The following is a 23,575-nucleotide window of genomic DNA, read 5'->3' as shown; positions in this document are numbered from 1 at the left end:
GATCGCCCGTGCCGGATCGTCAGCGATCAACGCTCCTTGAAAGCCCGGGACATGCTGTCGGTGATCGGTTTGCTCAGATATTCGAAGAAGGTGCGTTCCGACGTCTGAATCAGCACCTCGGCCGGCATGCCGGGAACGGGATGGAAATTGTGCACCCGCGCAATCTCGGAATCGGGTATTCCGACGCGGACGATATAGACGTCCTTGACCGAAGCTCCCGAATTCTCCTCGATCGAATCGGCTGAGACGTAGAAGACCTTGCCCTGCAGAACAGGGGTCGTGCGCCGGTCGAGCGCCGTGAGGCGGATCGAGGCCGTTTCTCCCTCATGCAACTGATCGATCGAGGTGCGCAGCACCTGCGCTTCCAGGATCAGCGGTACATGCGCCGGCAGGATCTCCATGATCGGCTTTCCTGTCGTGATGACACCGCCGGCTGTGTGAAAATAGGAACGCACCACCGTGCCTGACACCGGCGAACGGATAGTGGTGCGTTCGAGCACGCCGGCGGCCTCGCGCATTTGTTCGCGCACACTGTCCAGATCGGTTTCGGCGGTCTCGAGCGCATCGAGTGCCGCCTGCTTGTTGGAGTTGACGGCGATGACCGCTTCCTGGCGGAATTTGGCGATCTCCGCCTCGCTCTCGTTGAGCTCGCCATTCAGTCGAGCAATGTCGCCCATCGCATCGGCGATCGCCCGCTCGATTGCCAGCAGATCCGTCTTGCGCATATAACCGACCTTAACCAGCCGAGCCTTGGAGTCGCGTTCCTCGGTCAGCAGCGACAGCTGCCTTTCGAAGGATTCTCGCTGGCCCCTATAGCCGGCGAACCGGAATTCGAGCGATGCGATGTTCTTCCCGATCAGATTGAGCTGCTCTTCAAGCTTGATCTGCTTGCTGTGGAAGACGACGTTCTGGCTCTGGATGATCGCGTTGATGTCGGGATCGCTGGCCTCCTTCGTCACGATATCGGGAAGCTGGAATTCGCGCAGGCCCTGCGCTTCGGCACGGAGCCTGGCGACGACGGCTTCCAGGCGTAGGCGGCGAAGCTGCAGCATTCTCTCGTTCGAGCGGGATGCTGTGGGATCGAGGGTCAGCAGGATGTCGCCTTCCTTGACCGTATCGCCTTCGCTGACGCGCATCTCCTTGATGATGCCGCCTTCCAGATGCTGGACGATCTTGTTATTGCCGGTTGCGACGAAACTTCCCTGCGCGATAACGGCTGAGGCGAGCGGCGCCGTCGCCGCCCAGAAGCCGAAGCCGCCGAACGACGTGAAGAGAACCGTCAGGCCGACGATGCTGTGCACACGGATCGAGCGCGGCACATCACTATACCATTCGAGCTGCGCCGGACCGATTGTCTCCCGATTTTTCCGTCCCATGTCGTTCATCCCTCAATGCGCGGTGCTTGTTGACCGTTATTGCCGTTGTTCTTGGAAAGCGCCTGCAGTACCTCGATCCTCTCCCCGAACATGGCGACAGTGCCCTCCTTGAGCACGAGGATCTTGTCGACGCATTGGAGAAGAGCCGGGCGCTGGGTAATGGTGACGGTGGTGATACCTTGCTTCCTGGCGTGGATCAGCGCCTTGGCAAGTGCTGCCTCGCCCTGGGTATCGAGGTTTGAATTCGGCTCGTCGAGGACGACGAATTTGGGATTGCCGAAGAAGGCGCGGGCCAGCGCGATGCGCTGCTTCTGGCCGCCCGAAAGCGGGGCGCCGTCGGCCGCCACGATGGTTTCGTAGCCCTGCGGGAAGCCTGCGATGAGTTCGTGCACGTCGGCCAGCACCGCGGCCTCGTAGATCTGGTGATCGTCGACGTCGTCGCGCATGCGGCAGATATTGGCCTTGATCGTGCCGGGAAAGAGCTGCACGTCCTGCGGCAGATAGCCGATGCTTTCGCCGAACTGGCGCTGGTCCCAGTTGCGCAGATCCATCAGGTCGAGGCGCACATTTCCCGATGTCGGGACGATCGAGCCGACGAGCATCTTGCCGAGCGTCGTCTTGCCGGACCCGGAATTACCGATGATCGCAAGCGATTCCCCCTTCCGGAGCGAGAAGGAGATGCCGTTGAGAATGACCTTCTTTTGCGGTGGCGGCACGAAGAGAATGCGTTCGACATCGAGCCGGCCTTCGGGATTGGGGAGACGCAGGCGCGGAAAGTTCAATGGGGAATTCAACAGTAGTCCCTTGATCCTGCTATAGGCGGCTGCCGACCGGTTGAACTGGTTCCAGCCTTCGATGGCGCCTTCGATTGGCGCCAGCGCGCGTCCTGAGATAATCGAGGCCGCAATCACCATGCCGCCCGTCAACTCGCCGGAGAGCGACAGATGCGCGCCCCAGCCGAGCAGGGCAACCTGGGTGATCATGCGGCAGGCCTTCGATATGCCGGAGAAGATGATGTTACGGTCCTGCGCCTCGACTTGCGATTTCAGCGATCCCGCCGTTTCCCGGCCCCACATCTTCACGGCCTCGGGGATCATCGCCATCGCGTTGATGATCTGCGAATTGCGCGACATGGAATCGAGATGGAAATTCGCCCGGCTGAGATAGCCGTTGGATTCGGCGAATTGGCGGGCGGTGAATTTTTGGTTCAGATAGGCGATGCCGAAAAGCACCGCACAGCAGACCATGATGATGATGCCGAGATGCGGATGCACGAAATAGACGACGACCACGAAAAACGGCATCAGCGGCGCATCGAGAAACGCGATCAGCGTGCCTGATGTCAGGAAGCCGCGCAGCAGCTGCAGGTCCTGCAGCGTCTGATAATCCTTGCCGCTGCCATGCAGCGATGCCCTCGCCGCAGCGCTGAGGATCGGCGCGCCGAGCTGCACTTCGAGCTCCACTGCGGTGCGCATTAGGATGAAGCGACGCACCGAATCCATGAAGGCCTGCAGCAGCACGGCGCCGAGCACGGCAATCGAGAGCATGACGAGCGTGTCGATGGAGCGGCTTGTCAGCACCCGGTCGGATATCTGGAAGAGATAAAGCGGTATCGCCAGCAGAAGGACGTTGATGGCGACCGTAAACATCATGACGACCACCATGTTGCGTCGTACCGCCGCCATGCCGCGCGAGAGGCTGGCGGCGAAATTCACAGGCTCGCTGCGCTTGTGAAAACCGCCGCCACTTCCTCCGCCCCCGCCCCCGCCGCCCCCGGGATCGGAATCCTTGCCGTTTCCGCCGCCGCCGGTGCGCAGCCGCCTGTCGTTCTCTCTGATCGGACCGCTGTCGCCTTCGATGGTCTTGCCGAAAGGCATCGTCGGGCTCGATTTGAGCTCGGTCTTCTCTTTCGGCAGTTCGGGGGCCACCCGCGCTTCGATCTGCGGTGGGGCCGGCGCTTCCACCGGTTTTACTGTCGCCGGTGCCTGCACCGCCGCGACAGGAGGTGCCGTTTCCACTTTAGCTTCCGGCACCGCCGTCTTTTCCGGCGGGGGCGCCTGCGTTGCGCTTGCGCGTCCGATATCGGCAGCCTCGTTTGCCGCAGCTTTGGCTGTCTCCTTGCCGCCATCGGGAGACGAAGCAGCCGCACCGCTCAGCCTGCGAAGGTTCTCGACCGCCTCGTCGATCGCAGAGATGCAAAGATCGGTCATCTCCGCTTCCGAGGGCGCCGCGGAGGGAATATTGCCCGACCTCAGATCGAGGGCGCTGCCTGCCGCAAAGACTTGTTTCGAAATCTGGTTCATCGTGGTTCCTTCGCAATACTCAAGGTCACGCGACCATGGCTTGCATTACGTCGGCGGGATGCGTCGACGACCATGAAAAATCCTGCCCGGCATTGATGACGCCGTCACCACAATCGCAGCCTGCCGGATCGTCGTTGTCGAGAAAGGCGATGACCTCGTTGGCGAGCCTGTCGTCGGCCGGCTGCGGCTGTGTCGTGTCATGCTCCACCAGCCCGCCCTGAATGAGGATGGCGTCTGAATAGAGCTGGCCTGCCAGATAGGTCGTCTGGCCGAAACTGTCGTAGTCGACGATCTCGGCGATGTTGACGACCGCATTGCTGCCCGTGTCGATCGTAACCGTTGCATCGGGATTATTGTCGAGGAGCGTCGATGCCGCCTGGGTGACATCGTCGGAATCGCCGAGGATGCTGACCTGCTTTATAATTGTCATGTCATAGAGATTGCCGGTGATGTAGAGCACGTTCAGCCCGGCATATCCTTGGAAATTCGCATCGAACGACAGCCCCTCCGGCATATTGGGATCGCGATCTTCGATCGCCTTCTGCGTGTCGACCATGTAGTCGGGCATGGTCTCGAACGGGCCGCCCGTCCCGACATTGTGGATCGAGGCGAAATTCCAGATCAGGTTGTTGCCCGTTTGTATGTCGGCGCCGGGATCGAGGTCGCCCTCTGCCCGCACCCAGTCATTGTCGTAGAGCAGCGAGACCTGGGTGATGCTGTTGATATCGAGCACATTGCCGCCGATGATCACCAGATCATATTGCAGGCCCATCTGGAAAAAGGAGGAGAAATTGATCGAAGTATTGCCGCCCGTCAGAACCGTGGCTTCGGATCCCGAGGTGGTGACCGTCATCGTGTCGTTGTCGGTGACGAAGTGATACTGCTCGATCCACTGGACGAAGGAGACGTCGCCGTCGATGACGCTGACGCGCCAGCTGTTGGGGAACGTCGGATCGGCAGGATCGGGTTCGGCATAGCTCGATGCTTCGAAGGTGCTTTGTTCGAAAACGGCGATGTTCTTGGCGATCGTTCCGGCTTCCTCGGCCGAGTGACCGGATGAGCGCAGCGCCGAGGCGATCTCGTCATTGTCGCTGTAGACGAAGGCCTGGGACACCGCGTCGATCTGATGATAGTTGCCCATGACGGCGGTGACCGACGCAATGACGCCGGTATGGATCACGGAGGCGACGTTGACGACGACGTTCGCACCGGCGGTCACCTCAAGGCTGTTGCCGCTGGGGTCGTTCTGCTCGACGGATGTTTGGGTATCGTCGGGCTCTTCCGGGAGCTTGGCGAGACCGCGATCGGGCAGGAAGTCGTCGAGGAGCGGTATATCGGTCTCGGCCTTGCCGTTGACATAGACTTTGTCGTCAATGGGTTCGGTGGTGACGAACTGATGCGTCACGTCGCTATCGGGCGAGGTAGCCCCGCTATCCTCGGTATTGTTCTCGGTATTTCGGGCATTCTGGATATAGCTTTTGAGATCCTCAGCGATCTTCAGCGCGCCATCATAGGTATCGGTGCGGTGGAGGCTTGCAAAAGGCGTGAAGATCTCGGCCTTGGTGCTGAAATCCGCCAGCCGCTCGATGACGAAACTCGTGTCTCGAGGCGCATGGACGCCGTCCGTCATATCGAGATAGTCGTCGTCATAGAGGGCGTTGACCTGGAGGACATGACTGATCGCCGAACCAGGCCCGGCAAAGACTGTCAGTTCCGGCTCATCCGTGAACACGATATCCGTAGGATCGCCGAAATGCGGTAACGGGATGTCCTTTCCGGCAATCGCCGCCAGCTTCTCGAGGCTCTCCTCGAAGACGCGGCCAAAATGGCGCGTCGGGCCAAATTCGATTTCGTAGCTGCCGCTTTTGTAAATGATGCCCGGATCGTAGTCCTTGAGCTGGAGATCGGAAGAGAAGGCGGCGGTAAAGGCATCCTGAACCGGCAGAGCCGGTCCATCCGCGCCCGGTCCTGCGCCTTCGGCATAGTTGGTGCGTAACCTCATCTCGTCGGTCGTCATCTCGAAGAGACCGATGAAGTGCGCAATGATTTCCGAAATCTTCTCGATATGCATGGTTCGGCCCTCCCATTCGAAATGACGATCGGCCTTGGAGGCACCCGCCGGAAGGCGTGGTGTGGTCGTCAAATCGTTTTCAAGCAGTCAAACTGCACCGGCTTGAGCCGGTGCAGTTCGTCTTGGTCGCTGGAGGTCAGTGTCAGGTGCCGGTATCCTCGCCGACGTCGGAGGCATGAGAATTGCCGCCGATGACGCTGGAGTCGACTGTGTTGCTGAGCAGGTTCGCACCCTGAACGAGCTCGAGGTGGAAGCCGGAATTGGCAAGGATCGCCGAAGCATCGGCCGCGCTCGAACCAGCGGCGTCGTCGCCGGCCTTGAGATCCCAGCCTTTGCCGTCCATCTCCATGCCTTCTGCGCTGTCGGCGGTGCCGCCATTGGCATTCAGGTGGTTCTGAGCGCCTGCATTGTCCATCTTGGTGTTCCAGGCGCTATCCTGGTCAGCCAGATGGTTCGCCTGGACGGCGCTGAAGCCGCTGTCATTGCCTCCGCCGGTCAGCGAATTGTTCAGGATGCTGTCGACGTCGAGCGTGAAGGAGAAGTCGTCCCCGAGGTTGAAGGTGAGGTCGTGTCCGGCAACGCCGAGGTTGGAGTCCTTGACGTCCTCGATGACGGCGAAGTCTGTGTCCGTCTTGTTGAAGCTGTCGGAGGTGTTGAAGCTGTCGGAGACCGTCTTCGTATCCGTCTCCGTCACGGTCTTGATATCGGTGTCGGTCACGGTCTTCGTGTCGGTGTCCGTGATCGTCTTGGTGTCGGTGTCGTTATCGCTGTACGACTTGCTGTCATAGCTCCAGTCGTAATCGGTCTTGGTGTCGGTATCGGTGATCGTCGTAGTCTTGGTGCTCGTATCGTCGTCCGACTTGTAGCTCCAGTCGTATTCGTTGTCTCGGTTGTCGCCGTTGTTGGCGGAGACATCGATCTCGGCCTTGACGTCCACGTCGACGCTGTTGTCTTTATTGTCGCGATTGTCGCCATTGGCGACGCCGACATAACCGGTCGAGCCGTCGTCGACTTCAGTTGAATTGACAGCGCTGTTGGCAAAGCCGTCGGCAAGCGCCCCGGCCTTCGTGATTTCGATATCGTCAGACATTCAAGTTTCTCCAGAAAAAAACCGGAGCAGCTTTTCGAAATCCCTCTCATCTCAAATGGGATTTTACGCGCGCTCGCTCCGATGCGGTTAACATCGGCAGATGTATTCGATACTGATCATCTGCAGCTTCTTCGCGATTTGTTGATCAAACCGTTGGTATTGGGAGCGTACGTACTCAGTACAAGGCCGCACATATCCGGCTCCGAATCCTGAAAAGGATAGGGAGTAGTCAGGTGTTCTTTTCGTTGAGTTGCCCTATATGGAGGCCGTGTATCAAAAACGCATGCCGATACATGGCTTTTCCATGCCGCCACTTGGACGACGACCACAGAATGCTGGAAAGAATGTGGATCCGATAGATACCAATTCGGGCTAAGGCCGATTTGCCACGTCCGGCTAGCCCCTGTCGTTGGAGCGTTGAGACTTCTTCGGCCGGGGCGTCGCTAAGCTGCGAGAATCCAGGACTTCCGGCATTCGCCGCTGGGCTGAGGAGCAGCTTTCGACGTCTGCCTGTCTCATATCCGACACTTCATGCATGACGAAAATATAACAATCTGTACTGAAATATTACATTCAGCTCTCATCTATAGTGAGCGCAAATATAGCCTCGAAGTATATATCGCAGTAAGAATGCAACCAATGCTTGGTATCGTATCGTTTTTAGTCCGCTAAAACTAATTATTTTGGGCCATTTCCTTCCTTCTCAATCCGTATTAACATAATTAAGAAATGTCTAAAAAATAAAGCGATGACATCCGGGGTCGGCATTTCTTACTATCTAATACCCGCCATCGCACCAAGTTGAGTAAAGTGTAACGCTAGGGGAGGCGTATATGTTCATGACAGGCTCAGGAATGGAGAATGCGGACCAGGGAAGGAAGTTGAGTTCGTCCGGAGATACTATACTAGTGGTGGCCAAGGCGGATCTGTTTTCAGAATGCATGGTAGAAGCACTGGCAAAGAAATTTCCGAACTGTGAAGTGGCAAGCATAACGAGTACAAAGCCGATACTGGAAAAAGATGCCGGCGATCTGAAACTCGTTTTATTCTATCATATACCCGGCCCGGAGCTTCATGAAGCGCTGCAGGCTGCCCGCGAAAACCACCCTGAAACCTCGATCGGACTTGTCGTCGAAGCTATCGACATGCTCGAGCCCTATGTCAGCCGGCTGGTAGAAGCGCGGATCATCGATGGCGTCCTGCCACTCAACCTGCGGCTCGATGTCTTCATGGCTGCAGTGGATCTGCTGATGAAGGGCGGCGAACATTTTCCGTCAGCACTTCTCAATCGTCTTACCAACAAAAACGCCCAGCTGGAGCCTTCGCTCTATCAGACAAAATCGGTCGATGCGGCCCGCAGCAATGCGCTCAAGCTGAGACGCGACAGCATGTCCGCTTTGACCACCCGGGAGGTTCAGATCCTGGATCTCATATGCAAGGGCACGCAGAACAAGATCATTGCCGACAAGCTGCATCTTTCCGAAAATACCGTGAAGGTTCACGTCCGCAACATCTACAAGAAGATGAACGTCCGAAACCGCACGGAAGCTGCATCCCGTTTCTTCAACGAGCATCCCGCCGGTGATGACGATATGTCCGGCCGTTGGCGCAATTGATCTGACGCTTTTGCTTTAGATCGAGGGGCGCGCAAAGCAGCGCGATTTCTGTCCGAAGCCGCTTGGAGAGCAGATATAGGGCGCCGAGCCATGATAGGCTACGGTGCGGACCGTTGCCCCCGCCGGGCGCGCGGCCCGATTTGCCGGATAGGCATAGGCTTTGGAAACGCGCGGCGCCTCGACCACGGCGATATTCTTCTTCGCGACGACCGCGATATCGTCGCCGACGACCGTGCAGGCCGTCGGTCCGATCGCAAGAAGCGCCGTTCCCCAGGCAAACATCGCCGAGCGGATACGCCGGCCTTTCAGCTGCGCTGCATCTTGTTTTTTCAACATGCCAAAACCCCTCGCATATGGCGCTTCCGGATGCAAGACCGGCGGTGCAGTTGAGCTCGGCCAATCTCCCGCCTTCCCTTTTATATTAGCTGCATTGAGTGAAGCTTGAGCGGCAGGTGAAAGCTTTGTGGCGGAGAAGAGTTAAGTGTGATTAATCATTCGTTACCTTGAAGAATACTTGTGTAATTATTTTGGATACTAGAACGTTTTAAAGTTGACCTTCACGCTAATCGTCTTATTATTTGAGTAGTAAATCAGTTATCCCAAGAATAACTACAAGGTTATTCATATCTTAATAGGAGAGTTAACGAACATCCAGACGGATAGGGAAGAATTGAGGCGCATAAATAAATCAAAAGACTAAATACATGGGAAGGAGTTTGTAATGCGTAGTTTCGTTCCCAGCGAAGGCTATTCTGAAGTATCAGGCATACCGGTAGCACAAGCGTTGCGCACCGTTCTTGTGAATGGCGGGGGAGGTTTCCTCGGTTCACATCTCTGCGAGAGGCTTCTGCAGCGCGGCCACCGTGTCATATGCCTCGATAATTTTTCCACCGGCCGCCGTGCGAATGTCGATCACCTTGCGTCGAACACTCACTTCCACATCGTCGAGCATGATGTTCGCCAGCCCTTCGACATCGAAGCGTCGCTCATCTTCAATTTCGCCTCTCCGGCCTCTCCGCCCGACTATCAGCGGGATCCTGTGGGAACGCTGCTCACCAACGTGCTCGGCGCCGTCAACACGCTGGATTGTGCGCGAAAGACCGGTGCGATCGTCGTTCAGTCGTCGACGTCGGAGGTTTATGGCGACCCGATCCACACTCCGCAGCACGAATCCTATTGCGGCAATGTCAACCAGATCGGGCCGCGCGGCTGCTACGACGAGGGCAAGCGCAGCGCCGAAACCCTGTTTTTCGACTATCACAGGACTTATGGCGTCGACATCAAGGTCGGCCGCATCTTCAACACCTATGGACCGCGCATGCGCCTGGACGACGGGCGGGTGGTTTCCAACTTCATCGTGCAGGCCCTGCGCAACGCGGATCTGACGATCTATGGCGATGGTCAGCAGACCCGTTCTTTCTGCTATGTCGACGATCTCATCGAAGGTTTCCTGCGTTTTTCGGCTGCCGGCAGCGCCTGCAACGGCCCGATCAACCTCGGCAATCCAGCCGAAATGACCGTTCGGCGCCTGGCGGAAGTCATCCGGAACCTGACGAACTCGCGTTCCCGGATCGTCCACCTGCCTGCGGTCACCGACGACCCCCGTCAGCGGCGGCCGGATATTTCCCGGGCCATGGCCGAGCTGGGCTGGCAGCCCCGCATCGGGCTCGAAACCGGCTTGGCTCGCACCGTCGACTATTTCGACGGACTGCTCGCCGGCACAGAGAAGGCGGAGGTCGTATGAGATGCCCCGCTACATTCTCGTCACCGGCGGCGCCGGTTTCATAGGCAGTCATATCTGCAAAGCGCTGTCGCGCGCCGGCATGATCCCGGTTACCTACGATAATCTCTCGACGGGACATGCCGACAGTGTCCGCTGGGGGCCGCTCATCCGGGCGGAACTTGCCGATGCAGCCACGCTGCGCCGGACTCTTGAGGAGTTTTCGCCCGATTGCGTCATCCATTGTGGCGCCAATGCCTATGTCGGCGAATCCGTCGACATGCCCAGGAAATATTACCGGAACAACGTCGTCGGCAGTCTGACGCTGCTCGAGGCCTGCCTCGATCAGGATATCGACCGGATCGTCTTTTCGAGCAGCTGCGCCACCTATGGCGTTCCCGCCTCGCTGCCGATACGGGAGGAAAGCCCGCAGCACCCGGTCAATCCCTATGGGCGCACCAAGCTGATCTTCGAAATGGCGCTCGAGGATTTTGCCGCTGCCTACGGCATCCGCTTCGCCGCACTGCGTTATTTCAATGCGGCCGGAGCAGATCCAGACGGCGAGCTCGCCGAGCGTCATCACCCCGAGACCCATCTCATCCCGCGCGCCCTTCTCGCCGCCGCCGGCAGGCTGGAGCGGCTCGATATCTTCGGCACTGATTATGCGACCGAAGACGGAACCTGTGTTCGCGACTATATTCATGTCAGCGATCTCGCGCAGGCGCACCTCGCCGCCGTCAATCATCTCTTGGCGGACGGCGGCTCGCTCAGCGTCAATCTCGGCTCCGGCCGGGGCACCTCGGTGCGCGAGATTCTCGAGGCGATCCATCGCGCCAGCGGCCGCGAAGTCCCCGTCCGTTATCGCTCCCGCCGCGCCGGCGATCCGCCGATCCTCTTTGCCAATACCGCAAGGGCGAAAGCGGAACTCGGCTTCGCGCCGGTTTTCTCGGATATCGATACGATCATCCGCACCGCCGGTCCCACCTTCGGACTGGAGATGACGGCATGAGCGACGCTTCGCAAATCGGCCACGGCGTCGGGATGGCGAAAGCCGCTACCGCGGCTGATGCATTCGATCCTGTTTTCACCGGCTGGAACCGGGTCGCCTATGGCTTCGGCATCCTCTGCTGGCTGACGGCACTCGGCTATTTCTGGATCTGGTGGTGCCAGTCCGCCCATATCATTTCCTGGGCCGCCTTCGTGCTCATCACCCTCGTGCTTGCCTGGATAACGCTCGTGCCGGCCTATTTTATTCTGATTTTCCTCGATGCCAGGACGGTCAGCCCTCGCGCGCGGCTGCCGGAAGGGCGGGTGGCTATGGTCGTCACCAAGGCGCCGTCCGAGCCCTTTGTCGTCGTCCGCACCACGCTGCAGGCAATGCTCGACCAGATCGGAGTCGATTTCGATGTCTGGCTCGCCGACGAGGACCCCTCGGAGGAAACCAGGCGCTGGTGTGCGGCGCACGGCGTGCTGATCTCTACCCGAAAGGGTGTAGCGGAGTATCATCGCACCACCTGGCCGCGCCGGACTCGTTGCAAGGAAGGCAACCTCGCCTATTTCTATGACCACTTCGGCTATGCGCGCTACGATTTCGTCGCCCAGTTCGATGCCGACCATGTGCCGACGCCGACCTACCTCCGTGAAGTTCTGCGCCCCTTCGCCGATCCTGAGATCGGCTATGTCTCCGCTCCGAGCATTTGCGATGCCAATGCCGGGACAAGCTGGGCGGCGCGTGGCAGGCTCTATGCGGAGGCAAGCCTGCACGGTTCGCTGCAGACGGGTTACAACAATGGCTGGGCGCCTCTTTGCATCGGCTCCCATTATGCGGTCCGCACTGCCGCCCTTCGTCAGATCGGCGGCCTCGGCCCGGAACTTGCGGAAGACCATTCGACGACGCTGATGATGAATGCCGGCGGCTGGCGTGGCGTGCATGCCGTCGATGCGATCGCGCATGGCGACGGACCGGCGAATTTCACCGACCTCGTCGTCCAGGAATTTCAGTGGTCGCGCAGCCTGGTCACCATTCTGTTGCAGCATTCGCGCCGCCACATCATGCACCTGCCCTGGCGGCTGAGGTTCCAGTTCGTGTTCTCGCAGCTCTGGTACCCGCTCTTTTCCGCCTTCATGGCCATGATGTTCCTGCTGCCGGTTGCCGCGCTGCTGACGGGCCGTGTCTTCGTCAATGTCACCTATCCGGATTTCCTGCTGCATTTCGTGCCGATGTCGATTGTCTTGACGCTGTTTGCCTTCTTCTGGCGGGCAACGGCAACCTTCAGGCCGCACAATGCGAAACTGCTCGGCTGGGAAGGGCTTGCCTTCATCTTTCTGCGCTGGCCGTGGTCGCTCGCCGGCAGCCTTGCCGCTGTTCGCGACCATATCTCCGGCTCCTTCGTCGATTTCCGCATTACGCCGAAGGGAAGGCAGCAGCAGCGGTCTTTGCCGCTGCGCGTCATCGCGCCCTATATCGGGCTCGCCGGCCTTTCCGCCGCCGCAATGATGTTTGCGACCGATGCCGCGGCCGCCCAGGGTTTTTATGTTTTCGCCATGATCAACCTCTCGGTCTACCTGTCGCTGACGGTACTGATCGTCGTTCGCCATGCGGTCGAAAATGATCTGCCGCGGCTGCCGCAATCGCGCGGGCTGTGGCTTGCGACAGCCACCGGGCTTGCGATTTTTGTCGCCGGCGGCACGCAGGCGGGGAGCCACGGCCTGCGCGGCCTCGAAGCTCTTTCGCACGGCCAGACGTTCGTCAGTTTCACCGAAACACAATTTGCCGTGGCCGGCGCCGGCCTCGGCGGCGGCAAGACCAGGATCGTGAAATTCCACCTGAGATGGAATGGTTTCGGCAGAACCGGCCGAGACGAACAGGGTGCGTGAGCCGGCGGAACCGGCAAGTGTCGAGTATGGAGGAAGTAATGAGTATCGGATCGAGACTATGGGGAGCAGCGCTTGCTCTCAGCCTGTGCCTGCCGGTGGCAGCGCACGGCGCCGAGGTCGCCAAAAAGAAGGCGCCGACGCCGCTCAGCGCCTATGAGCTCTATCGGATCTACGGCGACAAGACCTGGACCTGGAACACCGGCGGCGGCCGTTTCTTCGACGACGGCCGGCGGTTCGTCGCCTGGAGCAACGACAAGGGGAAGCCATCCTTTGCTGAAGGCAGATGGGTGGTCGACGATCTCGGCCAGCTCTGCATGCGCGCCACCTGGACGAATGCCGAGGGCGCGGCCCGCGCCAGCACCTGTTTCGGACATCGCAAGATCGGCAACACGATCTACCAGCGGCGCCAGCCGAACGGCGAATGGTATGTCTTCCGCCACGCATCGGTTCGTCAGGGTGATGAATTCCAGAAGCTTGTTCCCGCCGACACCGTGAGCGCGAAGGCAAGCGAAGTGAAGCAGATCCTGCTGAGCCAGGAAGTAGCCCGAAAAGGAGGGTGAGCCGTGAAGAAGCTGATGAAAAACCACCTCTCGACCGCCGCGATAGCGCTGCTGCTACTGTGTGTCGCGGATCTGCCGGGTCGAAGCGAGGTGCAATATGCCGGCATTGTCCCGAACCCGGCGGCGGCCGTGCGGACGATCATCGACAAACGCCCGATGCTTCATGCCGATGGCATCAAGTTCGGGGCCTACGATCCGCACGGCGATTTCGGCGCGCAGGCGAATGTCGCGACCGAAGCCTTGTTCCTGCCATGGGAGGACGTCGACCTCGAGACGTTGCGCGTCGCCGATGCCTATGCGCTGGCCAGAGGCCGCAACCTGCTGATCACCGTGGAGCCATGGTCCTGGGACGTCGATTGGCGGCTGACCTCCGCTGAGCTCCGTGCAAAGGTTTTGCGCGGCGACTACGATGTCAACATGCGTGCGATCACGCAGATGATATCCCAGCTGAAAAGCCCGGTGATCGTCCGCTGGGGGCAGGAGATGGAAGACAAGTCGGGGCGGTTTTCATGGTCCGGCTGGAGACCGCAGGACTATATCACCGCCTATAAGCGGATGATGGATATCGTCCGCGAAGAGGCGCCCGGCACAGAGATCATGTGGTCGCCGAAGGGAGAGCCTGGCCTCGAGGCCTATTATCCCGGCGACGATTATGTCGATCTCGTCGGACTCTCGGTCTTCGGCCTGCAGCGCTATGACGAGCTTGCCTACAATGAGCACCGGACGTTCTCGGAAGCGTTGAAGCAGGGCTATGATCTCGTCGCCGGCTACGGAAAGCCCGTCTGGGTGGCGGAACTCGGTTATGAAGGCGGCGACGCCTATATGAAGCCGTGGATCGAAACTGTCACGTTGAAGCAGAGCGCCTTCCCGAATCTGCAGGAGGTGGTCTATTTCAACGACCGGGATGTGCACGCCTGGCCCTTCAATCTCGGCCGGCCGGACTGGCGCGTGGTCGAAAGCCTGGGCAACTGACATTCTGAAGAAAGAGAGGTCCGCCGGGGTGTTGCGGGCCTCTCCTCTCATGTCCGGCGACCGATCATCCCTTGATCGTTGCCTTACCCTCTTCGATCAGCCGCGTTGCCGCATCGGCGGGCGAGACCCGTTCGAAGGCGAGCTCGTCACAAATGGGGCGCAGCACGCGCTGGTCGAACTGGGTTGCGCCCATCGGCACCGGTGGCGGATATTCGCCGACCTGATCCTTGAGCATGTTCACGTATTTGACCGTCTCCTGCTCCGTCGGGTTAAGCTGCGGCAGGATGGCTTCACGCACGGTAGGCGACATTGGCACGCCGCGTTCCACACCGAGAATCTTGCCGGCTTCGGGGTCGTTGACAAAAAAGCTGATGAACTTCGCGGCAGCTTCGCCCTGCTTGGTCGTCGCCCCCACACTCCAGATCAGTGCCGGACGGTAATAATGGCCGGATGGACCGCCCTTCTTTTCACGCGGCAGCATGGTGATGCCTAGCTTGTTCTTGATGATCAGCTGATAGCCGATCATCTGGTTTGAATAGGCCATGCCGATCACCGATTTGCCGAGACCAAGCGCATTGGTGTCGATGGTGTTCTGATCGAGCGTCTGGACGTCGGCGGCGACGGTGCCGCCCGCCTTGCGCAGCTTCTCCCAGTAGTCGAACCATTCCCTGGCATCGTCGGCCGTGAAGCCGAGCCCAACGCTTTCCTTGGCAAAGAGACTCTTGCCACGTTGGCGCAGCCAGGCATCGAACACATAGGCGTAACGTGCCGCATAGGGGCCGCCGCTCTTGCCGGAGGACTTGGTGAGTTCTACGGCGAGCTTGGCATACTCATCCCAGGTGAGGTCGGGGGTCGGCAGAGGGATGCCCGCCTTTTCGAATTCGACTGTGTCGAAGAACATCGAGAAGGAGTTGAGCCCGAGGCCGACACCATAGAGCTTGCCGTCGATGGTGGTCAGTTTCAGCATGTCGGCGCCGAAGGACCGGACGTCCAGCGCGGAGGGGACGAATTCATCGAGTGGCAGGCAAGCGCCGCGCTTCGAATAGTCCGAGATTGTTCCTGGCTCGAGCTGGAAGATGTCGGCGATCGAGCGGCCGGCCATCTGCGTTGCGAGCTTTGTCCAGTAGCCGTCGCCCGAAAGCGATTCACCGACGACAGTGACGCCAGGCGATTTCGATTGATAGAGCTTGGCAACCTCGAGCGTACGCTTGGCGCGGTCGTTGGATCCCCACCACATGGCGCGCAGCTGTGCATCTTCGGCGAGGGCCGGAATGGTGCTTCCGGCGCCGAAGGCGAGGCCGGCGGCCGCACCGGCAGAACCCATCAGGAATGAACGGCGATTGACCTGCATGATATCCTCCTTGTTCCAATATGCCCGGAGCCATCCTCCAATGGCATTGCCGGACATTCCAGCAAACAGAGTACGCAAAAAAGTTTTTATTGCAAGAACCAACCATTTTCTTGCAACTTTGCATAACTTGCATAATGGTTGCTGTATGAACGACCAAAAAATCAGACGGCCGCGTCAGGCCGATATAGCCACATTGGCCGGCGTCTCGGTCTCCACAGTGTCACGCGTGCTCGCCAACGAACCTGGTATCAGCGAAAGCGTGCGCCGCCAGATATTGAAGGTGGCAGCCGAGAACGGCTATCCCGTCAAGCCCGCTTCCGAAGCCGTTGCGGGGGGGCTGGCGCTGATTGCCAGCGACGGCATCACCGGCACTCTCAGCGTCTTTTATGAAGCGATCGTCGACGGCCTGCGTGTCGGCGCGGCCGAAGCGGGCATGCCTTTCGAAGTCCGGCTGGTCCGCGAGGATCGAACCACGCCGGACGCCGTGCGCGACTATATGCAGACCGCGAGCGCTGAAGGTCTCTTTCTCGTCGGTATCGATCCGAATGAGATGTTGCGCGACTGGCTACAAGCCAGCGTGATCCCCACCGTTCTTGTCAACGGCACCGATCCGAGGATGCAGTTCGATGGCGTTTCGCCGGCTAATTTCTTTGGCGCCTATGAGGCGACCAGCCGGCTGATAAAGGCCGGCCATCGCCGCATCCTGCATTTGAGCGGCTCTCACCGCCATACGATCCGGGAGCGCGTGCGCGGTTTCGAGGCGGCGATCGCCGCCGTCGCCGGCGCCGAGGGCCGCCTCGTATCCCTGACCCTTCAAGGCAGCGCCAGCCGGGAGGCGCATGAACGCACGGCAGAAGCACTTGCCGAGAATGCCGGTTTTACCGCCGCTTTCTGCATGAATGATTTCATCGCCGTCGGCGTGCTCGAGGCCGTCACCGAGGTCGGGCTGCGTGTGCCGGAGGATTTCGCGATTGTCGGCTTCGACGATCTGCCCTGCGCGCTGATGACCAATCCGGCGCTTTCCACAATGCGTGTCGACCGCGCCGCCCTCGGGCGCGAAGCCGTTTTGCTGATGCTGTCCCGTTTCCGCAACAGGACGGCCTCGGCGCGCCACATCTGCCAGGCGGTCGTTCCCATTCCGGGAGGAACCGTTCCGAACACCTAGAACAGGATGATTTAGGCTGACTCGGCCTAAATCTGAATCCTGTTCTAAATTATATAGTTAGAGCATGATGTCGTCCGAAAACCGCTCACACTTTTCGGCATCATGCTCTAGAACCCGTGAGTGATGCCGATGACCCATGATCCCGCCAGCGCCAACCCGCTCGCCGGCAATCCGCTGGCAACCCGCGCCGATATGAGCCGCGCCCTGCTTGCGCTCTTCGATCCGCTGCTTGCCTGTTTCTCGAAGGGCAATGCCCGCGTCAGGCTCAATGGCGGCGGCGCCCATTTCGACCGGGCGGCGGCCGATCTGGAAGGGTTCGCCCGCCCCCTCTGGGGATTGGCGCCGCTTGGTGCCGGCAACGGCGACTTCGCCCACTGGCATCGTTTTGCCGAGGGTCTTGCAAACGGCACAGACCCCGCCCATCCCGAATATTGGGGAACGGTCAATGGCCGCGATCAGCGGATGGTCGAGCTTGCCGCTCTCGGTTTTGCTCTGGCGTTGGTGCCGGAAAAGATCTGGGAGCCGCTCGATCAGCGCGCCCGCAGCAATGTCGTCGCCTATCTAAAACATGTCAGGCGGTTCGACTATGCCGACAACAATTGGAAATTCTTCCGGATCTTCGTCGATATCGCGCTCGATCGCCTCGGCGCCGATTTCGACCGCAGCCTGACACGGCAATATCTGGAGGAGCTCGAAGGCTTCTATATCGGCGACGGCTGGTATCGCGATGGAAACGTGCGCCGTATCGACCACTACATTCCCTTCGCCATGCATTTCTATGGCCTGATCTATTCGAAACTCGTCGACGACGATTATGCGAAACGCTACCGCGAGCGCGCGGTCCTCTTCGCTCGGGATTTCCGCCATTGGTTTGCCGTTGACGGTGCGACGATCCCCTTCGGCCGCAGCCTGACCTATCGTTTTGCCTGCGCCGGTTTCTGGTCTGCACTCGCCTTTGCCGATCTCGAGGCTCTGCCCTGGGGCGAGGTCAAGCATCTCTGCCTGCAGCATCTGCGCTGGTGGAAGGATAAGCCGATTGCCGATCGAGACGGCGTGCTGTCGATCGGTTTCGGCTATCCGAACCTGCTGATGTCGGAGAGTTACAATTCCGCCGGCTCGCCCTACTGGGCCTTCAAGGCCTTCCTGCCGCTGGCGATTGCTGAGGATCACCCATTCTGGACGGCGAAAGAAAAAGTGCCGGAGCAAGCACCTGACATCGTCTCCCAGCGTCATCCCGGCATGGTGATCATGCGGGCAGGCGGCGATGTCGTGGCGCTGTCTTCCGGCCAGGAAAACCTGCAGATGCGGTGCGGCACGGAAAAATACGCGAAGTTCGCTTATTCGGCCCGCTACGGCTTCAGCGTCGAGGCCGATGAGCGTGCCTTTGCGCTTGCCGCCTTCGATTCAGCGCTTGCCTTCAGCGATGACGGCCTGCACTACCGCGTGCGCGAAACGAATGAGGAAGCCAAGCTCGCAGGCGACGTGCTGTTTGCGAAGTGGTCGCCTTTTGCCGATGTCGACGTCGAAACCTGGCTCGTGCCCGCCGCACCCTGGCATATCCGTCTCCACCGGATCAGGACAAGCCGATCGCTACGGATTGCCGAAGGCGGATTTGCGATCGGCCGCCGGGACTTCGAGCTCGATACGCTGTCCGCTTCGGATGGGATTGCCTATGCGGTCGGCGAAGCCGATTTCACCGGCATTCTCGACCTTGGCTCTTCGGTCAAACGTTCGGGCCTCGTCCAGAAGGCAATGCCCAACACCAATGTGATCGTTGCAAAAACCCTGGTGCCGCAGCTGCGCGGGCAGATTCCGCCCGGTGAAACCATCCTGGTGACGGCAGTGCTGGCGCTTGACGATCCCGCTGCCGTCTCGTCTGCCTGGACGAGACCGCCGAAAGCGCCCGACATCGCAACGCTGGAAGCCTTGGTGCGGGAAAAGGGCGTGACAGTCAGCGCCATCGACGCGCCCGGACAAATGCCATGAGCCAGCCGGCCATTATTCTTGCCATGCAACCGTCGCGCACCGAGCACGTCCTGCCGGATGAAGTCCTGCGCCGGCTGGACGGCATCGGTCGCCTGCTGGATTCCAAGCCGCTGCAGCGCTTCGACGACGAGCGTGCGAGACGTCTGCTGGCCCAAGCCGAAATCCTGATCACCGGCTGGGGCGGGCCCTATGTCGGGCCTGAAATCCCCACTGCTGCGCCGCATCTCAAGCTCATCGTCCATGCGGCGGGTACGGTCAAGGGCGTCATCGACGACGCAATCTTTGAAGCCGGTATCCTGGTCAGCCATTCGGCCGAGGCCAACGCCGTGCCGGTGGCCGAATTCACGCTGGCGGCGATCATCTTCGCCGGCAAGCGTGTTTTCCGTTTCCGCGATCTTTACGTCGCCGACCGCAACCGCAACCGGACCTATCCGATGCAGCGCGAAGCGATCGGAAACTACCGCCGCACCGTTGGCATCGTCGGCGCTTCGCGCATCGGGCGGCGCGTGATCGAACTCTTGAAACCCTTCGACTATAGATTGCTGCTCTCCGATCCGACGCTTGATGCCGCCGAGGCAGCCGGCCTCGGAACGGAAAAGGTCGAGCTCGACGAATTGATGCGACAATCGGATATCGTTTCCCTGCATGCGCCGTCACTGCCGTCGACGCAGCATATGATCGATGCGCGAAGGCTATCGCTGATGAAGGACGGCGCGACGCTCATCAACACGGCGCGCGGCATTCTCATCGATGAGGCCGCCCTGCTTTCGGTGCTGAAGACCGGCCGTATCGACGCGGTCCTCGATGTCACCGATCCGGAAATTCCGGAGGCGGGTTCTGCTTTCTATGATTTGCCGAACGTCTTTCTGACGCCGCATATCGCCGGCGCCATCGGGCTGGAACGGGCGCGCCTCGGCGAGATGGCGGTGGACGAGATAGAGCGCTTCGTGACCGGCCAGCCGCTGCTCTACCAGATCCATCAGGCAAATCTCGAAAACATCGCCTGAGGCGCGTCGAGGGCTTAGGCGAAGGGTATCAGCGCGACGTCCTCAGCGAATTTGGCGAACCGTCATTGGCAAGTTCAGGCATGAGATCGGCAATGTTGACCACCTTGCCGGTGCGCGAACTCGTCAGTGCCGCAATGCCGCAGAGCACCGACATGGCGCCGGCCCGCGTACCGGCGCGCTGGGCAAGCTTGTCTTCCATTTCGGGTTTGAAGATCATGTTGCGCATCCGGTCGTCGCCGCCGTAATGGCCGCCCGTGAAATGAGGAACGACGATGCGCTCCACCGCCTCCTTGCCGTTCGGGAAATTGCGGATGAGCTGGATCGTGTCCTCCTTCGGCTCTTCCCAGGGCTGAGCCTCATATTGACGAAGCTCGATCCGCCCTTTGGTGCCGTTGAAGGCAAGGTGATGGCCTTCGATCGGCTGGAAGGTGTTCAGCGAATAGGAGACATGGACATTGTTGCGATAACGGAGCGACACCACCATCGTATCGGGAATGTCGATGTCCTCGCGGAAGACGCAGCCGTCTCGGAAGTAGCCGTCGATCTTCGAGGGATCCTCGTAGAGTGAATCGAGAAAGGGATCAGCCTCGAGATCGAGATAGTAGTCGCATTCATGCGCATGCGGACAGAGTTTGCAGCGCGGGCCGCGGAACGGGCCCTTGCGGCCGTAATTCTGCAGGTCGGCGAAGGAGGTAACGGCTTCGGGATCGCTGTCGAGATACCAGTTCAGCAGATCGAAGTGATGCGTCGCCTTGTGGACGAACAGGCTGCCGGAATTTTCCGTATAGGCATGCCAGCGGCGGAAGTAGTCGGCACCGTGCTTGGTGTTCAGATACCAGTGAAAATCGACCGAGGTGACCCGGCCGATCTCGCCGGCATTCAGCAATTCCTTGATCTTCGCAGCCGTCGGCGCATAGCGATAGTTGAAGGACACGTCGACCCGGCGACCAGTGCGCTTTTCGGCATCCAGAATCCGGCGAATTTTTTCGACCGAGGTCGTCATTGGCTTTTCGGTAATGACGTCGATACCGGACTCCAGCGCCCGCACGACGATATCGTCATGCGTATGGTCGGGCGTACAGACGATGACGAGATCCGGCTTCTGCTCGGCAAGCATAGAATCGATGTCTTCATAGAGCGGCGCATTGCTGCCGATCATGTTGCGGGCGCGCTCGCCGCGCAGCGAATTCTTCTCGACGATCGCGGTCAGGTCGACATGTTCGCGCCAGCCGGCAAGCAGATCCTTGCCCCACATGGTGGTGCCGCGGTTTCCCGTGCCGATCAGGGCAAAACGACGTTTTTCCATCGGATGATCCTCCTTTCATGCGTGATGAAACAAATACTGAAATCAGGCCTGGCAGCAGCTCCTGAAGCGCTCGACGCAGGTGGCGATCACTTCGTCGGCCGGGCGTTTCCACCAGTTTTCGGCCGAAAAGATCTCCACCTCCTGCGCGCCGAAGAAACCGGCGGCCTCCACCATCCGTCTTATGCCTTTGAGGTCGATCACACCATCGCCCATCATGCCGCGGTCGAGCAGCATGTCCTTTGTCGGCACCAGCCAGTCGCAGATGTGATGGGCAAAGATGCGTTTCATGCGGCCGGCGCGGGCGATCTGATTGGCAAGATCGGGATCCCACCAGACATGATAGACATCGACCGCAACGCCGACATCCTCCCCGAGCTGTTCACACATGTCGAGCGCCTGACCGAGCGTGTTCACGCAGGCACGGTCGGCGGCATACATTGGATGCAGCGGTTCGATGGCGAGCTTCACGCCGGCAGCCTGGGCATGCGGCAAAACGGCGGCAATGCCGTCGAACACCATCTGGCGAGCCGCGACGATATCCTTCGAACTATCAGGCAGGCCGCCAACGACGAGCACGAGGCAGTCGGCCGACAATGCGGCCGCCTCGTCGATGGCGCGCCTGTTGTCGTCGAGATTTTTCTGCCAGTCGGCATCGTTTGCCGCCGGGAAGAAACCGCCGCGGCAAAGCCCGGTCAGCTTGATGCCGTTCGATTTGACGATCCGCACCGCCTCGTCGAGACCGACCTTGGCGACCTGGTCGCGCCAGGGGGCGATCGCGGTGATGCCGTGTTTCAGGCAGATATCGACGGCCTCGGCAAAGCCGCATTGCTCGCGGATCGTCGCCAGGTTGATCGAAAGTCCTTCGACGTGCATGTCATTCTCCTCCCATCACTACAGCGCCGCGCGTCTCTTCAGATGCGCAAAGGACGCTGTAGCACTTTGAATTGCTGCATAATTTTGTCCTCAAATCGGTTCCGACTTAAGGGCAAAATTATGCAGCAGCCCGTGCTTCAGTTGACGCCGTGGACGGCAAGCACCTGTTTCATGCGCGTCGTTGCGAGTTCCGGATCGGCGAGAATCTGGGCCTTGTCGGCCAGGCGGAAGAGTTCGGCCAGATGCGTCAGCGAGCGGGTGCTCTGCTGGCCGCCGACCATGACGAAATGATCCTGCAGGCCGTTGAGATAGGCGAGGAAGACGACGCCGGTCTTGTAGAAGCGGGTCGGCGCCTTGAAGATGTGGCGCGACAGCGGCACGGTCGGCTCCAGCAGATCGAAGAATTCATGGTTGCTCTTGCGGCCGAGCGCTTCGAGGGCTGCCGAGGCAGCCGGAGCGATCGCATCGAAGATGCCGAGCAGCGCGTCGGAATGGCCCTCTTCATCGCCGGCGATCAGTTCGGCATAGTTGAAATCATCGCCGGTATACATGCGCACGCCTTTCGGCAACCGGCGGCGCATCGCCACTTCCTTCTCCTTGGAAAGCAGCGAGATCTTGATGCCGTCGACCTTGTCGGCATGGGCCTCGATCACCTCGAGGCAGGTGGACATGGCCTCGATATGATCACTGTTGCCCCAATAACCCTCAAGCGCTGGATCGAACATTTCGCCGAGCCAATGGATGATGACGGGTTCCTTGACCTGGCGAAGGATCCGGTCATAGACGCGGATATAGTCGTCCGGCCCCTTGGCGGCGGCGGCAAGCGCCCGGCTCGCCATCAGGATAATGCGGCCGCCGGCCGCCTCCACCGTTTCGATCTGCTCCTCATAGGCCCTGAGGATCGTGTCGACGGTGACGTCGGGTCCCGGCGTCAGATGGTCGGTGCCGGCACCGCAGGCGATCAGCGCGTCCTTGCGGCCGGCCGCCTCACTGAGCGCCCGGCGGATGAGGTCGCGCGCTTCCGGCCAGCCGAGCCCCATGCCGCGCTGCGCCGTATCCATCGCTTCGGCAACGCCGAGGCCGAGATCCCAGAGGCGGTGGCGGAAGGCGAGGGTGCGCTCCCAATCGATCGCCGGCGTCAGCCAGGGATCGTTGTCGGCGAGCGGATCGGCGACGACATGGGCGGCGGCAAAGGCCATGCGCGGAAAGGCCTTGGCGTCGCGCTTGGCGAGCGCGATCGGCGTGCCGGTCAGCGTGTAGGGAACGATCTTGCCGTCGAGAGGGAGATTGATCGTCGTCACG

The 23,575-nt window shown here is 60.0% G+C and carries 18 protein-coding genes; 9 read left to right on the top strand and 9 right to left on the bottom strand.

The window, feature by feature from the left end:
• Positions 1-26: 26 nt before the first annotated feature.
• From OIU37_RS19480 to OIU37_RS19465, 4 genes are all read right to left on the bottom strand, one after another.
• On the bottom strand, positions 27-1,376 hold the full coding sequence (locus tag OIU37_RS19480) for an HlyD family type I secretion periplasmic adaptor subunit (RefSeq protein WP_171602115.1): 1,350 nt from the start codon (positions 1,374-1,376) through the stop codon (positions 27-29).
• A gap of 5 nt (positions 1,377-1,381) precedes the next feature.
• Positions 1,382-3,679 carry a type I secretion system permease/ATPase gene (locus OIU37_RS19475; RefSeq protein ID WP_264258452.1) on the bottom strand — a complete coding sequence of 766 codons (2,298 nt, stop codon included), beginning with the start codon at positions 3,677-3,679 and terminating at the stop codon, positions 1,382-1,384.
• 25 nt (positions 3,680-3,704) lie between these two features.
• Positions 3,705-5,750: a hypothetical protein gene (locus OIU37_RS19470; RefSeq protein WP_264258503.1), complete on the bottom strand. Its 2,046-nt coding sequence runs from the start codon at positions 5,748-5,750 to the stop codon at positions 3,705-3,707.
• Between the two features lie 142 nt (positions 5,751-5,892).
• Positions 5,893-6,840: a fibrinogen-binding protein gene (locus OIU37_RS19465; RefSeq protein WP_180694215.1), complete on the bottom strand. Its 948-nt coding sequence runs from the start codon at positions 6,838-6,840 to the stop codon at positions 5,893-5,895.
• Positions 6,841-7,673: 833 nt separating this feature from the next.
• On the opposite strand from OIU37_RS19465, the gene OIU37_RS19460 reads away from it, so the two are divergent.
• A complete protein-coding gene (locus OIU37_RS19460) occupies positions 7,674-8,456 on the top strand; it encodes a response regulator transcription factor (protein ID WP_171602111.1) in 783 nt (260 codons plus the stop codon).
• Between the two features lie 15 nt (positions 8,457-8,471).
• Here the strand turns inward: OIU37_RS19460 and OIU37_RS19455 are convergent, their stop codons facing one another.
• Positions 8,472-8,792: a hypothetical protein gene (locus OIU37_RS19455; RefSeq protein ID WP_180694214.1), complete on the bottom strand. Its 321-nt coding sequence runs from the start codon at positions 8,790-8,792 to the stop codon at positions 8,472-8,474.
• Between the two features lie 385 nt (positions 8,793-9,177).
• Between OIU37_RS19455 and OIU37_RS19450 the strand changes: the two genes are divergently transcribed.
• Genes OIU37_RS19450 through OIU37_RS19430 form a run of 5 tightly spaced genes read left to right on the top strand, consistent with a single transcriptional unit; the run spans position 9,178 to position 14,585 of the window.
• Positions 9,178-10,200: a UDP-glucuronic acid decarboxylase family protein gene (locus OIU37_RS19450; RefSeq protein WP_171602109.1), complete on the top strand. Its 1,023-nt coding sequence runs from the start codon at positions 9,178-9,180 to the stop codon at positions 10,198-10,200.
• Between the two features lies 1 nt (position 10,201).
• Complete coding sequence (galE, locus tag OIU37_RS19445) at positions 10,202-11,185, top strand: UDP-glucose 4-epimerase GalE (RefSeq protein ID WP_171376603.1); 984 nt, start codon at positions 10,202-10,204, stop codon at positions 11,183-11,185.
• Positions 11,182-13,053, top strand: a complete 1,872-nt coding sequence (locus OIU37_RS19440) for a glycosyltransferase family 2 protein (RefSeq protein WP_264258451.1) — start codon at positions 11,182-11,184, stop codon at positions 13,051-13,053. The genes galE and OIU37_RS19440 overlap by 4 nt, the downstream gene beginning before the upstream one ends.
• A 38-nt stretch (positions 13,054-13,091) precedes the next feature.
• Complete coding sequence (locus OIU37_RS19435) at positions 13,092-13,613, top strand: DUF995 domain-containing protein (protein ID WP_182209111.1); 522 nt, start codon at positions 13,092-13,094, stop codon at positions 13,611-13,613.
• Between the two features lie 3 nt (positions 13,614-13,616).
• Complete coding sequence (locus OIU37_RS19430; protein WP_264258450.1) at positions 13,617-14,585, top strand: glycoside hydrolase family 26 protein; 969 nt, start codon at positions 13,617-13,619, stop codon at positions 14,583-14,585.
• Positions 14,586-14,649: 64 nt separating this feature from the next.
• Here the strand turns inward: OIU37_RS19430 and OIU37_RS19425 are convergent, their stop codons facing one another.
• Positions 14,650-15,936, bottom strand: coding sequence for an ABC transporter substrate-binding protein (locus tag OIU37_RS19425; protein WP_180694209.1), 1,287 nt, complete (start codon positions 15,934-15,936; stop codon positions 14,650-14,652).
• Between the two features lie 145 nt (positions 15,937-16,081).
• Here OIU37_RS19425 and OIU37_RS19420 point away from each other — a divergent pair, with 145 nt between their 5' ends.
• The 3 genes from OIU37_RS19420 to OIU37_RS19410 all read left to right on the top strand — a co-directional run bounded on the left by OIU37_RS19420 (position 16,082) and on the right by OIU37_RS19410 (position 20,094).
• Positions 16,082-17,101 (top strand): LacI family DNA-binding transcriptional regulator, encoded by a 1,020-nt coding sequence (locus tag OIU37_RS19420; protein WP_264258448.1) that lies wholly within the window; start codon positions 16,082-16,084, stop codon positions 17,099-17,101.
• Positions 17,102-17,230: 129 nt separating this feature from the next.
• Complete coding sequence (locus OIU37_RS19415) at positions 17,231-19,087, top strand: DUF2264 domain-containing protein (RefSeq protein WP_264258447.1); 1,857 nt, start codon at positions 17,231-17,233, stop codon at positions 19,085-19,087.
• Positions 19,084-20,094 (top strand): hydroxyacid dehydrogenase, encoded by a 1,011-nt coding sequence (locus tag OIU37_RS19410; protein WP_264258445.1) that lies wholly within the window; start codon positions 19,084-19,086, stop codon positions 20,092-20,094. The genes OIU37_RS19415 and OIU37_RS19410 overlap by 4 nt, the downstream gene beginning before the upstream one ends.
• Positions 20,095-20,122: 28 nt before the next feature.
• Here the strand turns inward: OIU37_RS19410 and OIU37_RS19405 are convergent, their stop codons facing one another.
• The 3 genes from OIU37_RS19405 to OIU37_RS19395 all read right to left on the bottom strand — a co-directional run bounded on the left by OIU37_RS19405 (position 20,123) and on the right by OIU37_RS19395 (position 23,574).
• Positions 20,123-21,400 (bottom strand): Gfo/Idh/MocA family protein, encoded by a 1,278-nt coding sequence (locus OIU37_RS19405; RefSeq protein WP_168312045.1) that lies wholly within the window; start codon positions 21,398-21,400, stop codon positions 20,123-20,125.
• 42 nt (positions 21,401-21,442) lie between these two features.
• Positions 21,443-22,273, bottom strand: coding sequence for a sugar phosphate isomerase/epimerase (locus OIU37_RS19400; protein ID WP_264258443.1), 831 nt, complete (start codon positions 22,271-22,273; stop codon positions 21,443-21,445).
• Positions 22,274-22,410: 137 nt separating this feature from the next.
• A complete protein-coding gene (locus OIU37_RS19395) occupies positions 22,411-23,574 on the bottom strand; it encodes a dihydrodipicolinate synthase family protein (protein WP_264258442.1) in 1,164 nt (387 codons plus the stop codon).
• Position 23,575 lies beyond the last annotated feature (1 nt).

It is taken from the genome of Rhizobium sp. BT-226 (assembly GCF_025847085.2).
GTDB lineage: Bacteria > Pseudomonadota > Alphaproteobacteria > Rhizobiales > Rhizobiaceae > Rhizobium > Rhizobium sophorae.
This window is presented reverse-complemented; position numbering and strand designations above follow the sequence as displayed.

What these genes read in the sequence shown, in the direction of transcription:
- OIU37_RS19405 (WP_168312045.1), bottom strand. Translation starts at nt 21,400, where the DNA reads ATGGAAAAACGTCGTTTTGCCCTGATCGGCACGGGAAACCGCGGCACC.
- OIU37_RS19450 (WP_171602109.1), top strand. Translation starts at nt 9,178, where the DNA reads ATGCGTAGTTTCGTTCCCAGCGAAGGCTATTCTGAAGTATCAGGCATA.
- OIU37_RS19435 (WP_182209111.1), top strand. Translation starts at nt 13,092, where the DNA reads ATGAGTATCGGATCGAGACTATGGGGAGCAGCGCTTGCTCTCAGCCTG.
- OIU37_RS19470 (WP_264258503.1), bottom strand. Translation starts at nt 5,750, where the DNA reads ATGCATATCGAGAAGATTTCGGAAATCATTGCGCACTTCATCGGTCTC.
- OIU37_RS19440 (WP_264258451.1), top strand. Translation starts at nt 11,182, where the DNA reads ATGAGCGACGCTTCGCAAATCGGCCACGGCGTCGGGATGGCGAAAGCC.
- OIU37_RS19410 (WP_264258445.1), top strand. Translation starts at nt 19,084, where the DNA reads ATGAGCCAGCCGGCCATTATTCTTGCCATGCAACCGTCGCGCACCGAG.
- OIU37_RS19465 (WP_180694215.1), bottom strand. Translation starts at nt 6,840, where the DNA reads ATGTCTGACGATATCGAAATCACGAAGGCCGGGGCGCTTGCCGACGGC.
- OIU37_RS19420 (WP_264258448.1), top strand. Translation starts at nt 16,082, where the DNA reads ATGAACGACCAAAAAATCAGACGGCCGCGTCAGGCCGATATAGCCACA.
- OIU37_RS19455 (WP_180694214.1), bottom strand. Translation starts at nt 8,792, where the DNA reads ATGTTGAAAAAACAAGATGCAGCGCAGCTGAAAGGCCGGCGTATCCGC.
- OIU37_RS19480 (WP_171602115.1), bottom strand. Translation starts at nt 1,376, where the DNA reads ATGGGACGGAAAAATCGGGAGACAATCGGTCCGGCGCAGCTCGAATGG.
- OIU37_RS19475 (WP_264258452.1), bottom strand. Translation starts at nt 3,679, where the DNA reads ATGAACCAGATTTCGAAACAAGTCTTTGCGGCAGGCAGCGCCCTCGAT.
- OIU37_RS19400 (WP_264258443.1), bottom strand. Translation starts at nt 22,273, where the DNA reads ATGCACGTCGAAGGACTTTCGATCAACCTGGCGACGATCCGCGAGCAA.
- galE (WP_171376603.1), top strand. Translation starts at nt 10,202, where the DNA reads ATGCCCCGCTACATTCTCGTCACCGGCGGCGCCGGTTTCATAGGCAGT.
- OIU37_RS19415 (WP_264258447.1), top strand. Translation starts at nt 17,231, where the DNA reads ATGACCCATGATCCCGCCAGCGCCAACCCGCTCGCCGGCAATCCGCTG.
- OIU37_RS19425 (WP_180694209.1), bottom strand. Translation starts at nt 15,936, where the DNA reads ATGCAGGTCAATCGCCGTTCATTCCTGATGGGTTCTGCCGGTGCGGCC.
- OIU37_RS19460 (WP_171602111.1), top strand. Translation starts at nt 7,674, where the DNA reads ATGTTCATGACAGGCTCAGGAATGGAGAATGCGGACCAGGGAAGGAAG.